The following is a 15,939-nucleotide window of genomic DNA, read 5'->3' as shown; positions in this document are numbered from 1 at the left end:
CGATTATCAACAGTATACCGTTGAGGGTGTTAAGCTCGAAGGTGTTCAAATGACCGATAGCAGCGGTAACGGTGTTGCACAAACCGGTCTTGGACGTGTTGCCGACTTGATCAACTCGACTTCATCGGAAACAGGGATTAAAGCAGTTGCAAATACTGAGTACAATGGTACAATCCGTGTCGGATCAGGAACATTGGCCGCTGATATGAAAATCAACGGTATTACTATTTTAGCGGCAGGTGATACATTACTAACAGCTGATAGCGATAACAAACTGGTCAATGCGATCAATGCTAATACCTCTGATACCGGTGTAACAGCGAGTCTTGAATCAGACGGTACGTTAACCCTTAAATCAGATGGTCGTGCTATGAATCTTAGCGGCTTTACTACATTGACAGGCTTAAATGACGGTATTCGTTCCGGTACGCTACAGCTTACGAAGCAAGGGTCAGGGGTAATCGATGTCTCATCGGCACATTACTCGAATTCAGGGCTTACCACTGCCAATGCATCAGCGACAACGCTTACCGATATTCCGGCTACAGCTAAACTCAGTGACCTTATTTTTGGTCGAATTGATGATAATAACGATGGTGTTGTCAACACCAGCGATACCGTCGGTCTTTTACGAACACGAGATGGTGCATCTAAAGCGATGGATATCGTTGAATCAGCGATTACTCAGCTTGACAGTATCCGTGCTGACCTCGGTTCGGTTCAAAACCAATTGGTTGTTACAGTTAACAACATCTCTGTAACACAAGTAAACGTTAGAGCAGCAGAATCTCAAATCCGTGATGTTGACTTCGCGGCTGAATCAGCTAACTTCTCTAAATACAACATTCTTGCTCAATCTGGCTCTTATGCTATGAGTCAGGCAAATGCAGTTCAACAGAATGTATTGAGATTACTACAATAGTTTCTCCTTTTTGATCGAGCTTACGCTCGATCACCCTCTTCCATTTTCTCTTTTTAGTTTTGGAACTCTTTTTGCTTTAGGTCGGTTAAATATGCGCATCGTCGCAAAACCACATTAAGGATTTAATTATGGGTTTTAGAATTAATACTAACATTGCGGCGATGAGCGCGCATACAAATGCAACTATGAATAATCGTAGTTTGGACGATTCCCTCTCTAAACTCAGTTCGGGTCTTCGTATTAACAAAGCGGCAGACGATGCTTCTGGAATGGCAATTGCCGATTCACTCCGTTCTCAAGCCAACTCATTAGCCCAAGCAATTGCCAATGCCAATGATGCGGTAGGAATTGTTCAAACGGCTGATAAAGCGATGGATGAGCAGATAAAAATTCTCGATACCATCAAAACCAAAGCGATTCAATCTGCTTCTGACTCTCAAACGGCATCATCTCGCGAAGCGATTCAAAAAGATATTAACCGTCTTATCGAGCAATTGGACAATATTGCTAAAACAACGACGTTTAACGGTCAGGCTCTTTTGTCAGGTACTTTCTCTAACAAAGAGTTCCAAGTTGGAGCATATAGCAACCAATCAATTAAAGCTTCTATTGCCAATACCCAAAGTCTTGCAGTCGGTGCAATCTCTCAGCGTCATGATATCTCTCAATTAGGGAATACGCTTGCAGTAACAGCAGGTACGACTAATGTCCTTGGAGCAACAACTCTTTCGGTAGCAGCTCTTTCGGTAGCTATTTCGCTGGGTAATACGGCAGCTATTGGTGTTGGCGATACGATTCGGATTGACGGAATCGGAAATGTTCAAATTACCGCGATGAATACCGCAACAGGTGAATTAACAATTAATACACCATTAACCAAATCAATCACCGCCGGTGCAACCATTTCAATCGTTGCCAATGCGGCAGAAGATCTTTCTAAGCTTGGTACGGTAACCTCCCTTGCTGTAGTAATTTCAGCAAGTGATGTAAGTGGATTTGCGGTTGGGGATAGTCTTACTATAACCAATTCAACCGGATCGGTCACAAGAACCATAACTTCTGTCAGCACATCACTCGGTCAAATTGGGATTTCGGCAGCTACCGGTTTAATATTGTCTACAGCAGGACAGACAATAGCTTTATCCAGCCGTGATACACTCGGTACTGCTTATACAGGAGCCGATTATCAACAATATACCGTTGAGGGTGTTAAACTCGAAGGTGTTCAAATGACCGATAGCAGCGGCAACGGTGTTGCACAAAGCGGTCTTGGACGTGTTGCCGATTTGATCAATTCTACTTCATCATCAACCGGTATCAAAGCCGTTGCGGATACTGAGTATAACAGTACAATCCGTATCGCCGCTGGCAATCTAAGTACTAATATGACAATCAACGGTATTACTATTTTGAATGCGGGGGATTCGTTGCTAGCAGCTGATAGCAATAACAAACTGGTCAATGCGATCAATGCTAATACGGCGGATACCGGTGTAACAGCGAGTCTTGAATCAGATGGTACGTTAACCCTTAAATCAGACGGTCGTGCTATGAATCTTAGCGGCTTTACTACATTGACAGGCTTAAATGACGGTATTCATTCCGGTACCCTACAGCTTACAAAGCAAGGATCAGGAGTCATAGACGTATCATCGGTACATTACTCGAATTCAGGGCTTACCACTGCCAATGCATCAGCAACAACGCTCACCGATATCCCAGTTAGCTCTAAATTAAGTGATCTTGTTTTTGGTAAAGTAGATGACAATAATGATGGGCTAGTTAATACCAGTGATACCGTCGGTCTTTTACGAACACGTGCCGGCGCATCTAAAGCGATGGATATCGTCGAAGCAGCGATTACTCAGCTTGACAGTATCCGTGCTGACCTCGGTTCGGTTCAAAACCAATTGGTTGTTACAGTTAACAACATCTCTGTAACACAAGTAAACGTTAGAGCAGCAGAATCTCAAATCCGTGATGTTGACTTCGCGGCTGAATCAGCTAACTTCTCTAAATACAACATTCTTGCTCAATCTGGCTCTTATGCTATGAGTCAAGCAAATGCAGTTCAACAGAACGTCCTCAAGTTGCTTCAATAGCAACTGAGGGCAACCCTTATTTAATTCTTTACTAAAAACTTCAACTCTTCTGGAAGTTTTTGAAGACTTTCTTCTCTTTCCTCACGCATAATATTGATAACATTATCAATACTTCCCGCCAAAGTGTAAAAATAAGGGATATGGTTAAATATCCAGCGTATTGCCTTATTCTTATTTTCAGATGGATTTGTCACATTTAAAGTTTTAATAGTACCTAATTCGATCTCATGGTGAATAGCTATCGTTTGGATAATGTCCCAATAAAAGTTTTTATATTCAGTGCTATTTAACAATGCTTCTCTGGTCTCAGAAATAATATTTAGCATTCCAATGATTTCTTGATCATTGAAAGTTTCTAGCTGTTCTTCCTCTGATTTATTTTCGAGTTTTTTACAAGGCTCAGCAATCGCCATAAAGGTTGATTCAAGAATACCCTGAAGCTTTTCCCCTTCTGAAATAAGATTATCTATAGTAGAAGAAACAGAAATAAAGTATTCTTTTGCCTCTTCATGTGATGTGCACGGTACATTAATAGGTTGCTTGCAAAAGCTACTATCAACATATTCTTTGACGGAATCTGCAAAAGACATTTCAAGAGACCCCTCAATTCGCGCGCCCCCTTCCGTTGCATTAATGGTTGGGAAAATATTTTTAGTGGATGCAATCCCTTGTCGTAAACCATTAAGAAAAAGTTCCCATATGGTGTTAGATTCAACGGTTCCTTCCCCTCCATATGCCGGCAAAGTAATTATTGATCTTCCGGTCTCTTCATACACGGCGTCAAAAGTTTCTCCAAATGTATACCCCTTGCTGTGAGTCGTCCCGTCTTTTCCATAGGCCAAATCCTGCCCAATAATAATACAGGCACGAAAGCGCATTAAAGCAATCAAATCATGCGACATATTGGCTACACTCATCCCAGAGCAAATATAGCCATACGGATGCAGATTAAAGGAATCATTATAACCAAAGGGACGCATTGCCAAAATATCGGTGCAACCCTCAAGAACAGAAAACATAGAAGGATTTTGTAAAGAAGCTCTAACAAAAATAACTTTTTGTTTATACTCAGACGGAATGTCTTCAAAGAGTCTGGTTATCAGTTCATCCCGTTCCATTGAGGTACAAATATCAGCTGTAATCCCATTTTGATACAATATTCGTAATGCGGAATCAGCACATATAATAGTTACGTTCTCTTGTATCGAACGCAATAAAGGGAGCTGCTTGGACAAACTTGGACCGGTAGAGACCATAACCGCTATATCTGTATTTTTGTGCATACAAAATTTTTGTAACTGAGGACCTGCAACCATATGCGGGAGGTTGGCGATATGGTTTTTTAACCCGGTAAGACCATCTATGATGTCATTACCTGCATTGGAAATGATATATTCCATCGTCTTCAGCATAAGTTGATTTAACGCCATGATTTCATCATCAAAGCTTTCTTCATAATATGGAGAAGGAAAATGGAGAATATACGATTTTACATAGTAAATAAAATCATTCTGATGAAGGAAAAGGACAAGAAAAGGAAAAGATAAATCTTCCGCAAGAAATAGATAAAGTTTATCAGAAAGAATTTCATTTGAAAAATCTTGACAGTGCAGTGCAATAAAAATTAATTCGAGTTTTGGTTCTATTACAATGAGTGCATGCTTTTTGGTATTTAAAAGAGCTTTTTGAAGCATTCCATCACTTATTCCAAAAAAGTAGAGATAAGGGTGGTTTGTTAGTGAGTCAAAAGTTTCTAAAATATTAGAAAGTTCTTCTAGTGTCAAATTTACGCGCCGTCTATTTTGATTGTCTAAAATAGTAACCACTCCGGAAGAGGATATATCAAAATTAAACTCTTTATTTTCTGTACATAGAACTAAACGGTCATGAAGAGACGGATTTTTAGTTTGTAGCGCCTGTAAATTTTTTTGATAATTTGCTTCGAGCATTTTTAAATACATTAGATCTCCTTCTTACTTAAATTGATAGAAGAGAATTGTTCCATAAAATATTCTGCCACCCTAAAATCGGTAAGGGTATCTATATCAATTGACGATTCTCTCGCCATAATGTAAGCAAAAATATTATCTTTCAGCATAAAGCTTTTTTCTTCAAGTAAGCGACTTGTTTTAGAAATATAAATCGCACCGTTTAACCGATAATACTTTTCTAAATCTTGACTTCGTTTATTTTTTATTTCATCACATATAAAATTGCTCATATCTCCATCTTCTGATAGGGTATTGCTCCACAGTGGGCTATGTTCCATTTCACATACAGAGATGACTGCATCGGCTTTTTTTGCTATTAAAAGTTCGATTGCTTCATCAATATGATTTGTTTTTCGTAAAGGACTGGTTGGTTGCAGTAGAATAATATAGTCATAATTTGTGGAATGATCAATGGTGTGTTTGATTGTATCAAACGTTGTAGCCATGTCACCGGCTAAACAATCGGGTCGCTTAATTGTTTCCGCACCAAACATTGTTGAAATACTCAATATCTCATCATCATCACTTGAAACAATAACATTATCAATGTAGTTGCTATGAAGAGCAGCTTCAATACTCCAAGCAACTAGTGGCTTTCCGGCTAATTCAAGCATATTTTTTCTTGGCAGACGCTTACTCCCCCCTCGGGCAGGAATGATAGCAAGAAAAGTTTTACCGTTATACATCAAAAGCCTTATCATACTCATTGTTAGCACGTTCATAATCATTAACACGACCGATATCCAACCAATACTCATGTATTGGAAATGATAATACATTCTCTTTATTCTCGATAAGTTGCTCAAAAAGAGTCGGCATATCATAAAACTGATTTTTAGGAATATATTGAATTATATCGGGACTTAGCATATAGATGCCTGCGCTAACAAAAAATTTATGCAATGGTTTTTCGACTATAGATGTGATTTTTCCATTATCAATATTAACAACACCATAAGGAACTTGAAAATCATATTCACGTACACACATGGTAGCTTTTGATTGATGTGCAAGGTGATAATCACAAAGATGCTCAAAATTTACATTTGTCAATAAATCTCCATTCATGACAAAAAATGGCTCTGTCGGAAGTTCCGGCAATAGGCTTAATGCTCCTGCTGTCCCCATACGTTTATTTTCCATTATGTACTCAATGGAAACACCGAATTGACTCCCATCTCCGAAATAATCCTGAATGATTTGTGATTTATAGTTTACACACATAATAATATTGTCATAGCCATATTCAGAGAATTTTTCGACGATCGTCTGTAAAATGGGCTTATTACCGACCTGAAGCATCGGTTTTGGGGTATTCTCGGTTAATGGTCTTAAACGTGTCCCTAGCCCACCTACCATTAAAATGACTTTATTCGGTTTTTTTTGTTGATCAATAAGTTCGTCTAGATTTTTTAGGCCAACAAGTATCCCGTCATTATCAATCAGAGGGATTTGTAGAATTTTTTTGGTAGTGGCCAATTTTATAATTGTTTCTTTGGACTCATTAATATTAGCGACCGTCGGAGTTCTAAAATAGATGTTTTCAATAGTATCGCTAAGAGTGAAACCTTTAAGGAGTCCTCTTCGGATATCTCCGTCATTTAATGTCCCGATCAGTTTATTATCCTCATCAACAACAAGGGCAATTTGTTTAGAACTTTTATCAATAATTTGCAACGTTTCTCTGATGGTAATATGAGGTCGAACCGTAATATCTTGTAAAGTAAACATTAGTGTTTTTCTTTCCAAATAGGATGCTTTAATTCCCATTTACCATAATTTTTTTCCCATAAATGCGGAGATCTGAATTTTTCAATCACTTCATGATATCTATCTAAAGTAATATCCATATAGTCGCAACAATCTTTAATATATTGTTCGGGAAACTCTCCGTCAAAACGTTTGATTAAGGATATCCCTTCGTCGCGGGTGATGTCACCGTTTCTAATCTCTTGTGCCGAATCATAAGTGGCTCTGCCAATCCCGAATTTAATGGTTGTCGTATGGTAATGTAGCCAATCGATTTTATCATCAAGAGAGCTGTATTTGCTAAAACTACCTTCTGTTCGATGATCATTCGGCATAAAATCACTATTCTCAATCGAATAATAGTACGTTTCTTGTGGATGCCATTTTACATAATACCCAAGGTAGTGTACAGTCGTACCTGTTTTTTGCAAATCATATGGATTAACAGGAAAATAGGCTTCCAAGTCTGATAGTTTAAACCCAAAATCGTGTATTAGGTCCTTTGCCGGTACTCCCCCTAAAACCAAATCAGAAATGCTTAGTTCGGCGCTGTAATATTTTGGATCTCTTGTGGGTTTTTCATTATCTTCAATCGCGTTACCATATTCGGCTTCATTCTCCCCGAAAATCACTAATGGAATATCAAGCAATATAGATAATCGAGGTGCTAGATTTTTTTGACCCAAGATAAAAGGCTGAAAAGGGTGCCCTAAATTTTCAAAAGCACTTTTCGTTAAAAATCGATGCAATTTTCTATTCTGATTGTAAGTATAGTTGGCAAATCCTGTATTAAGCCAGCTTTCAAAATTACGTCGGCCTATATCTGTGTAGAGTGCGGGGGGCCATGTGATAAGAATCGGGTTCATATTGTATTTATATTTGAGCATATGGGCAGCTTGAACGCTATCTTTCCCCCCGCTTCCAGGAACAACAACATCATAGCGTCCATCATTTCGTCTGTATTTATTACATAATTCGATTAATTCTTTTTCTCTCTCATCCCAATTAATCTTTTTTTTCTTTTCTGCATATCGGCATGCTTCACATATCCCATCTTCACCGAAAGAAATCGCCCGCTTCAAAGCTTCCGGTTTATTCTGAAATTCCGCTACCGAGGAGGGTCTTTGGTTACTCATAGTACATTTTTTACAATATTTCACCTCCAAAGGGAGACCATATCTTCCAAACAGTTCACTCATCTGTGCTCCTACAGTGCTATGAAATTTTTAAAAAGTTGAATACCGGCATCGCGGCTTTTCTCTGGATGAAACTGAACCCCGTAAAGATTATCTTTTTGGATTGCAGATACAAATTGATGTCCGGCATAATCAGTTAATGCGGTAATATCTGTATAGTTCACCACTTCGTAGGAATGCATAAAATAAAATTCTTCGTTTTCTAATCCAAATAGTAATCGATTAGGTTTTATGATTTTTATTGCATTAAATCCCATATGAGGAACTTTTGCATTTACCAGCATCGGCTTGACTTCAGCATTAATAACATTTAACCCCGCAGTTTTACCATATTCAAATCCAAGAGATGAAAGGATCTGCATACCAAGACATATTCCCAATGTCGGTTTTGTTCCCATTGCATCTTTTAACGCCTCAAGCAGCCCAGCATTTTCTAGCTCTTTCATCGCATCTTTAAAGCTTCCTACACCGGGGATAACAATCTTCTCGACACTCTCTAACTCTTCTTTTGAATGGACGATTTTGACTGTTCCTCCGGCTTTTTCGATTGCTTTTTTAATGCTATGAATATTGCCTGCGATTCCATAGTTAATTAACCCGATGAGTTGACTCATTTTGAAACCTCAATTCCATTATTTCTGAGATATGCTTTAATATCTTGAATAGTATATTTGTCGTAATGGAGTAGACTAGCTATAGCCACTCCGCTAGGTGCTGCATAATCGATAAGTTCTTTGATCTCTTCAAGTTTACCTGCACCGCTGGTCACGACAACCGGAATTGTTACCGCTTCAACTACACATTTGGCTAACTCTAAATCAAAACCTCTTTGTCTACCGTCGTAATCCACAGATTGAAGTAGTATCTCTCCTGCACCCCTTTGTTCAACTTCTTTTGCCCATGCAATAACATCTTTACCTGATTGAATTCTTCCGCAGTCAGTATAACATTCCCACCCATTGTCCCAACGTTTAGCTTCAATATTGACGACAATAGCCTGATTTCCAAAAATTTCTGCCGCTTGATTAATGATATTCGGATTTTCTTGAACGGCATAAGTATTTATGACAACTTTATCGGCTCCGGCATGAAAAAGTCTCGAAAAATCGTCGATGGTTTTAACCCCGCCCCCTACACCAAAAGGGATAAAAAGTTCATTCGCCGTTTGCTCTATCTCGCTAAAAAGTATTTCTCTTTGATATAACGAAGCAACGATATCAATATACATCACTTCATCAGCACCTTGTTCATAATATTTTTTTGCCAGATTAGCAGGCAATCCGATTTTTCGTAACCCTTCAAAATGGACTGGTTTAACAACAAATGGTGGTTTGACATCGAGTTTGGCAATAATCCTTGTCCTCATTTATTCTCCTCAAAAGTAATAGTATAGAACGTTTTTTTTAATAACGCATTGAGCGGCGTATTCTTCAAAACTTTAATAATTTGGTGACTGGCGATTCCCTCTCCATACGGATTTTTCACCTTTTTTAGACTTTCTTGAAACGGTGCTGAATACAATTGTTGTAAAGCCAAATATATATCTTTTTGTGTGGTTCCGCAATCAATAACACTTGCCGCTTTAATCCTGCCACGCTGACGATCTCCTATATTGATTGTCCCTATCTTGAAACTAGGGGCTTCTAGCAATCCACTTGAGCTATTTCCAACAACAGCATCTATAAATTGAAGTGCACTAAGGTATCGTAGGTGTCCCAATGATATAAATGCTATTGATTTTTCTTTATTTTTAGCGACATATTCATCAATCATTTGATTAATAATACGACCGCCTGTATCGCTATTGGCTTTAGTAAAAATAATATTGGTATCTTCTAATGAATCAATAGCATTTAGTAACGCTTGAAATTGTTTTTTTGCCGTATTATTTTCTAAAGTAACAGGATGAAAGGTCACTAAAATATTTTTTTTATTCAATTTGAAATCAATATTATCTTCAAACGCGTCTCTCTCTAAAAGTTTAAGTCGTTTGATATTTTCTATTCCCATGCCACCGACATTATAAACACGTTCAGGGCGTTCTCCTAACTGTATAACCCGATTTCGGTACTCTTCTGCCGCAGTGAAATGGAGATGGGCCATTTTAGTAATGCTGTGACGGATCGATTCATCAAATGCTCCCTCCGTCGTTTCACCGCCGTGCAGATGGGCAATAGGGATACGTGCGATCATCGCGGCGCTGGCGGCACTAAATATCTCATACCGATCCCCTAGTACAACGACAAGATCGGGTTTGAGCTCCTCAAAGCTCTCCGCAAACGAGATTTGTGCTAGTCCCATTGATTTTGAAATTCCCACCGGAGTGTCGCTGGAGAGGAGCATCTCGATTTTTTTAGTGATCGTAAAATCTTTCTCGATCTCTTTATAGGTGAGTCCGAATTCGGGGCTGAGATGCATCCCCGTTACGATGATTTGAAGTTCCAAATCAAAATCGGCTTCGATCTCTTTCATTAACCAATAGAGAAGCCCATATTCCGAACGGGTTCCGGTAATGACGCATATTTTTCTCATATTGCCTCATCTTTATAATAGTTTTTAGACGCGATAGTTCCAATCATCTCATCCCACAACATAGGACTAATTCCTAATGCGGGACGCTTTACGGTGATATTTTCGGCACTTAAACGTTCCCCTTTTTGAATCGGTCGTGACGCGACAATGCTTTTTCGGGCAATCGGGATGTTTTTCATCTCGCTCGGCGAGGGTTGTTTAATACCGTCTCCTAATGCTTTTTCGATATTTCGGATTGCTTGGATCATCGCGATCAGTTCATCGGGTTCAAGACTTGCTTTATGATCCGGTCCTTCCATCTCTCTATCGAGGGTAAAATGTTTCTCGATCACACTCGCCCCCATCGCTGCGGCGGCTATAGGGACTTCAATACCGCGCGTATGATCGGAGTATCCTACACGTATATCAAAGGTTTCTCGTATGGTGTGCATGGCACGCAGGTTTACCTCTTCTATCGGACAGGGGTATTCGGTGGTCGCATGGAGTACGGTGATATTCTCTTTCAGCGTTCCTGATCCAATAAGAATATCTAAGGCATCTCTAATTTCCCCAAGATTCGCCATCCCCGTAGAGAGAATCACCTTTTTACCTAACGATCCAATGTGCCGAAGATAGGGGAGATTAGTGATTTCACCGCTTGGAATTTTAAAGATTTGCATACCTAAACGATCGAGAAGATCGATACTCTCATGATCAAATGGGGTAGATAAAAAAAGAATTTTTTTCGTTTTGCAGTAAGTGATGAGCTTATGATGTGCTGCCTCGTCAAGCTCCAGTTTTTTGATCATTTCATACTGTGTTTCAGCAACATCCGTCGTCAGTTTTTGATACGTCGCTTTTTGCGCTGTTTTGGAGACAAGTCTATCGGCTTTGAACGTTTGAAATTTCACCGCGTCCGCACCCGATTGCGCGGCCACATCGATCAGCGCTTTGGCAAGTTCGATGGAACCGTTGTGATTGACACCCGCTTCGGCAATGATGAAAATACTCATTTTGCCACACTTCCCGCTTTAATAAAGGAGCGCTCTTCAATAAGGGATACCTCTTTGGATACGGCGTTGCTTCCGAAAAAACTCCCCCGCTTGATAACTGTTTCCCCGTTGACAATAGCACCCGTCGAAATATGGCAATGATCCCCGATAGTACAATCGTGCTCGATGAGTGCTTTTGTGTTGATGATACAGTTATTGCCGACAGCGGCATTGGCATTGATAAGGGCATCATGAAAGATGACGGTTCCCTCACCGATACGGGCGTGTTTGGAAACATACGCCCTAGGAGAGATAATAGTAGGAAGTGAATACCCTGTTGCTTTTAAGTGTTCAAACATATGAATACGACCATCGGGAGATTTGATTTGACCAAAGGCGATCAATGCATAGCTACATTCACCCCTCAACCGCTCTAAATCTTCATTAGAACCGATTATCTCGTAACCGAGTACGAACTCTCCAATTTTTTCAGGAATATCAATAATTCCGCTGATCTCAAATTTCCCTTCGGCTTCAATGACATCGATTAAAGACCTACAATGTCCGCCGCCGCCGATAAGGAGAAGTTTTGGTTTCATAGACGTACTCCGCTTGGGATGTTAACAACCCGTTCTTCGAGCCATAAAGCATTGCTTAAATCGCTGCATAGACACCCTTTAAACATCTCCAGCTTATTCATCAATCTCCAGATCGGACGAGTCATAACTCCGCGATCGTTCGTATAACTCAAAAAAGCTTCTTGCTCCTCTTTATTATTTAAGATCAGTGTCTGGAGCCAATAGTTTGATCGTGCATGGTCGGGTTCGCGTACTAGGGTGATCGAAGCCGCATCAAAAAACGATCCATATTCACTCGTTAGAAGCCGCTTATTTTCTAAAAAGAGGTCTAAGTTTTCCATTTGGGCACACAACAATGCAGCATTGAGATTCGGGAGGCGGTAATTATAAGCGATCTCATCATGGACATATTCCCATCGATGGGGGATTTTAGCGGTGGTGGTGATGTGTTTAGCCCTCTTTGCCAACTCTTCATCATCGGTGACGATAACCCCGCCGCCGCCGCTGGTGATGATTTTATTACCGTTGAAACTGAACACCCCTAAAACTCCAAAGGTACCCGTGTGGCGGTTGTCATAGGTGCTTCCAAGCGATTCGGCGGCATCTTCGACCAAAGCTAAACGCCACTGATCGCAAAGTGCTTTGATCTCATCAATTCGGCACGGATGTCCGAACGTGTGCATCGGAACACACGCTTTGATTGTTTTACCGCTCATTGTATTGATACATCGGTCATCCACTATTTTGCAGTGGGTCTCTAAAAAAGTTTTCAGTGCATCTGGTGATAACCCCATCGTGTCTCGGTCAACATCGACAAAAATGGGATTTGCTCCGATGTAGCTAATGGCGTTGGCAGTTGCAATAAAGGTAAGGGGTTGAGTGATCACTTCATCGTCTTGTTGAACATCTGCCAAAAGGAGTGCGATGTGCAGTGCTGCGGTTCCGTTCATGGTAGCAACAGCGTATTTTGATCCTACATACGCTGCGAACTCTTTTTCGAACCGATCCACAAACACTCCGACACTGGATACAAACGTGGAGTCGATACATTCATTGAGATAGGCTTTTTCATTGCCGATAAAGCGCGGTTCATGAAGCGGTAAAAACGTTTCGGTTTGAAATGTTTTTTGTATAAAGTTTGTTACGGCTTCAAAGTCCATCACATTTTTCCGTCGAGATATTTGCCGGTCTCTTTATGACCGAAATCAGGGATCATCTCAAAAAATAATTCGACGATTTGATCTTTTGTCCATTGTTTCTCGGCTTTCATTTGATCGATTGCTTCGGTAAAACGGTTGAGTTGCGACTCATCGTAAAGGGGATCATTTTTGATGATACCGAGATTCTGAAATCGCTCCATATCGAGGGTTTCATTATCGGTAAAAAACTCTTCGAAATCTTTTTCTCCCGTTGTATCGCTACTGGTAAAGAGACATGGCCATTGACCTTGATCGGGGAGCGTTTTGGAAAGTTCTCTGGCTTCCTCTTCACTATCGCACAGATAAGGTTCATACCCCAAATTGTTGAGATATTTGATCGCAATATCGGCAAACGTGATCAGGTGAAGTGCTTCACTGAGTTTCGGGAAAAAGATATCGCGGTTTTCGCCGAAAATACACGACATAAGACACAGTTCTCCCGACTCTTGCGGGGTAACAAAATAGCGTTTGATATCGTTGGGGGCAACGATCGGCTGACGTTTTTGAATCCGTTGGTTAAACCCGTGCAAGAGTGAGCCGTCACTGAACGCGACATTCGCAAAACGAGCAGTAGAAATGGTGATGTCGCGGCTTCGACGCATCAAGAACATCTCCATAATCCGTTTACTGGCACCCATCATATTGACGGGATTGGCCGCTTTGTCGGTGGAGACGCAAAAATATTTTTTCGCACCCTTAGCGATCGATTGACGCAGTGTTTTATCGGTATTGAATATATTCACGTCAATCATCCGCATCAGAGTAAAAGGGTCTTTTTCACTTCGCACATGTTTGAGAGCAGAGAGGTTGAGGATGTAGTCGTATTGACCGTCGGCTTCGATAAAGGCATCGTATTCAACCGATCCGATATCAAGGGCAAATGTTTGAAAGTCCCCATCGATGTATCCGAAAGAACTGCGAATGTCCCGTACCAGTTCGACCATATTATTTTCACTGATGTCGACAACATGGAGTTTGAACGGATTGCGTTTGAAAATCTCTTTGGTGACGGCTTGACCGATAGATCCGGCTCCGCCAATCACCAAAAAAGTTGAAGATGAAACCATCTGTTGTAGTTTCGATTCATTCGAGGTAATGTCTTGTGTAAACAGCTGTTTGTCGCGCCCGATTAAAGATAAAACATTCAAACTATTATCCTCAAGCATCAATTTTTAGCATTTTAATCTAGACACAATAAATAGAATTGGAGTCACTTATTTATGAATCATCCTTCTAAGAATAAAGCAATTTTAATGCCAAAAAAGAAATTTGCCTTTTCGCTTTAGCCATCTGCATTAATCATCGCAGAAATTTGCTGCTGCAACGATGAAAACTGGTTATTGAGTTTACTGATAATGGAATCATACATTGCAAAACGGGCTGTCATCGTATCATAGCGTGCAGTAAGAAGGGCAGTAGACCGTTCTCTCTCCGTATTCAACGATTTTGTCTCTTTTTTAGAAGCGTCTATCAATGTGCTCATAAGACCAGTAGAATCGGTATACGAATTAAGAAGTGCATCAAGATTCCCAAATACCCCTTCCGTATACTCACCGGATGCATTTGTCGAGCCACTAAAAAATGCCTCAAGCCCAGTCGGATCTGCACTCATTTTCGCATCAAATTCACTTTGGGTAAATGTCATAACTCCGGCTTCGGTCAATCCAATCCCATATTGTGCCAATGACTGCCCATTAGAATCAACAGACGTCATCATCTTCGTCACTTCGCGCTTGATCGCCTTAATAGTGTTGTCCCCATTAAAAATACCGACTTTGCCGTTTGCTAAATCCGTCAAAGTCATATCATCAAGTTGCTTGATAAGGGTGTTGTAACTGGTAGCTAAATTTTTTATTTCATCACTAATAGCAGTCGTATTTTGAGCAATACCGATATTGGTACTTCCTCCGTCTTGAAGTAGATTGATAGTAACGCCGACAATCAGATCATCCACTGAGTTAGAAGCTCTTGTAATAGTAATTCCATTGTACTTAAATGAAGCGTCACTCGCAGTTTGAATACTCTGCGTACCCGTCGGATTAGTTGATACGTCATATGTTTTTAATTCATTGTTAAGTGTTCCGCCTACAGAATCTGAAATAGAAATATTCTGACTAGCACCCGTCTCTTTGGACGTCAAAACAAGATGATATTCATTTGCCCCCGTTTGTAAAATCGATGCCGTTACTTTTGTCCCTGCCACAGTATTGATCGACTCTTTAAGATCAAGTAAAGAGGTCGTACTGGTGTAGTTAATATCATAACTCGAACCGTCAACGGATACACTCATCGTTCCAGAACCGCTTGATACGGTTGCTGTTTCAGATAAAAACGAGCCTGATTCTAAAATGCTTTTTTTTGCCAACACCGTATTCGAAATCGAAAAACTCTGAATATCACTTCCTGAAAGAGCCGTTACACTTACGGCATCGGTATTCCCCGATACGGATCTTTTTTGATAGAGAGTATCGTCAGACAAAGTGCTGGCGTTAGCTTTGAAAGAGCTCAAAAGGCTACTCAATAAATCCAACGCACTCTTTTTTTGAGCTTGAGATGTAATTTTGTTGTCAATAGGAGTAATCATGTTGGCAGTATCATTCGCTTTTAGCTTATCAATAACATCCGCCGTCAAAACACTTGAACCGATACCGAGTGAGCTTACAGTTCCTGCCATTACAAATCCTTTTGTATATTAGTGT

General features: G+C 40.2%; 14 protein-coding genes. 2 read left to right on the top strand and 12 right to left on the bottom strand.

What is annotated here, in order from left to right; genetic code table 11:
• Together A2517_RS11975 and A2517_RS11970 are read left to right on the top strand one after the other, a co-directional pair.
• On the top strand, window positions 1-922 hold a 922-nt coding region (locus A2517_RS11975; protein ID WP_294897371.1), incomplete at its 5' end, for a flagellin.
• Between the two features lie 128 nt (window positions 923-1,050).
• The gene (locus tag A2517_RS11970) at window positions 1,051-3,024 is read left to right on the top strand and encodes a flagellin (RefSeq protein WP_294897369.1); all 1,974 of its coding nucleotides are present in this window, start codon (window positions 1,051-1,053) and stop codon (window positions 3,022-3,024) included.
• 20 nt (window positions 3,025-3,044) lie between these two features.
• Here A2517_RS11970 and A2517_RS11965 read toward each other — a convergent pair whose 3' ends face one another.
• The 12 genes from A2517_RS11965 to fliD form a co-directional block, all read right to left on the bottom strand.
• Window positions 3,045-4,985 (bottom strand): 6-hydroxymethylpterin diphosphokinase MptE-like protein, encoded by a 1,941-nt coding sequence (locus tag A2517_RS11965; RefSeq protein WP_294897367.1) that lies wholly within the window; start codon window positions 4,983-4,985, stop codon window positions 3,045-3,047.
• The gene (locus A2517_RS11960) at window positions 4,985-5,701 is read right to left on the bottom strand and encodes an NTP transferase domain-containing protein (RefSeq protein ID WP_294897365.1); all 717 of its coding nucleotides are present in this window, start codon (window positions 5,699-5,701) and stop codon (window positions 4,985-4,987) included. The genes A2517_RS11965 and A2517_RS11960 overlap by 1 nt, the downstream gene beginning before the upstream one ends.
• A complete protein-coding gene (locus A2517_RS11955; RefSeq protein ID WP_367187998.1) occupies window positions 5,694-6,785 on the bottom strand; it encodes a nucleotidyltransferase family protein in 1,092 nt (363 codons plus the stop codon). The genes A2517_RS11960 and A2517_RS11955 overlap by 8 nt, the downstream gene beginning before the upstream one ends.
• Complete coding sequence (locus A2517_RS11950; protein WP_294897363.1) at window positions 6,746-7,963, bottom strand: N-acetyl sugar amidotransferase; 1,218 nt, start codon at window positions 7,961-7,963, stop codon at window positions 6,746-6,748. Before A2517_RS11950 ends, A2517_RS11955 begins: the two co-directional genes overlap by 40 nt.
• A gap of 8 nt (window positions 7,964-7,971) precedes the next feature.
• Window positions 7,972-8,574 (bottom strand): imidazole glycerol phosphate synthase subunit HisH, encoded by a 603-nt coding sequence (gene hisH / locus A2517_RS11945; protein ID WP_294897361.1) that lies wholly within the window; start codon window positions 8,572-8,574, stop codon window positions 7,972-7,974.
• Complete coding sequence (hisF, locus tag A2517_RS11940; RefSeq protein ID WP_294897359.1) at window positions 8,571-9,326, bottom strand: imidazole glycerol phosphate synthase subunit HisF; 756 nt, start codon at window positions 9,324-9,326, stop codon at window positions 8,571-8,573. The genes hisH and hisF overlap by 4 nt, the downstream gene beginning before the upstream one ends.
• Complete coding sequence (gene neuC, locus A2517_RS11935) at window positions 9,323-10,492, bottom strand: UDP-N-acetylglucosamine 2-epimerase (protein ID WP_294897357.1); 1,170 nt, start codon at window positions 10,490-10,492, stop codon at window positions 9,323-9,325. The genes hisF and neuC overlap by 4 nt, the downstream gene beginning before the upstream one ends.
• The gene (neuB, locus tag A2517_RS11930; RefSeq protein WP_294897355.1) at window positions 10,489-11,484 is read right to left on the bottom strand and encodes an N-acetylneuraminate synthase; all 996 of its coding nucleotides are present in this window, start codon (window positions 11,482-11,484) and stop codon (window positions 10,489-10,491) included. The genes neuC and neuB overlap by 4 nt, the downstream gene beginning before the upstream one ends.
• Window positions 11,481-12,062, bottom strand: coding sequence for an acetyltransferase (locus A2517_RS11925; protein ID WP_294897354.1), 582 nt, complete (start codon window positions 12,060-12,062; stop codon window positions 11,481-11,483). The genes neuB and A2517_RS11925 overlap by 4 nt, the downstream gene beginning before the upstream one ends.
• The gene (locus tag A2517_RS11920) at window positions 12,059-13,201 is read right to left on the bottom strand and encodes a LegC family aminotransferase (protein ID WP_294897373.1); all 1,143 of its coding nucleotides are present in this window, start codon (window positions 13,199-13,201) and stop codon (window positions 12,059-12,061) included. The genes A2517_RS11925 and A2517_RS11920 overlap by 4 nt, the downstream gene beginning before the upstream one ends.
• Window positions 13,201-14,388, bottom strand: coding sequence for a UDP-N-acetylglucosamine 4,6-dehydratase (locus A2517_RS11915; RefSeq protein ID WP_294897352.1), 1,188 nt, complete (start codon window positions 14,386-14,388; stop codon window positions 13,201-13,203). The genes A2517_RS11920 and A2517_RS11915 overlap by 1 nt, the downstream gene beginning before the upstream one ends.
• Window positions 14,389-14,522: 134 nt before the next feature.
• Window positions 14,523-15,914, bottom strand: coding sequence for a flagellar filament capping protein FliD (gene fliD / locus A2517_RS11910; RefSeq protein WP_294897350.1), 1,392 nt, complete (start codon window positions 15,912-15,914; stop codon window positions 14,523-14,525).
• Between the last annotated feature and the right edge of the window lie 25 nt (window positions 15,915-15,939).

This window comes from Sulfuricurvum sp. RIFOXYD12_FULL_44_77, from assembly GCF_001830725.1.
Lineage (GTDB): Bacteria > Campylobacterota > Campylobacteria > Campylobacterales > Sulfurimonadaceae > Sulfuricurvum > Sulfuricurvum kujiense_A.
Note: the sequence above shows the minus strand (reverse complement) of the source record. Positions and strands in the feature narration are given on the sequence as shown.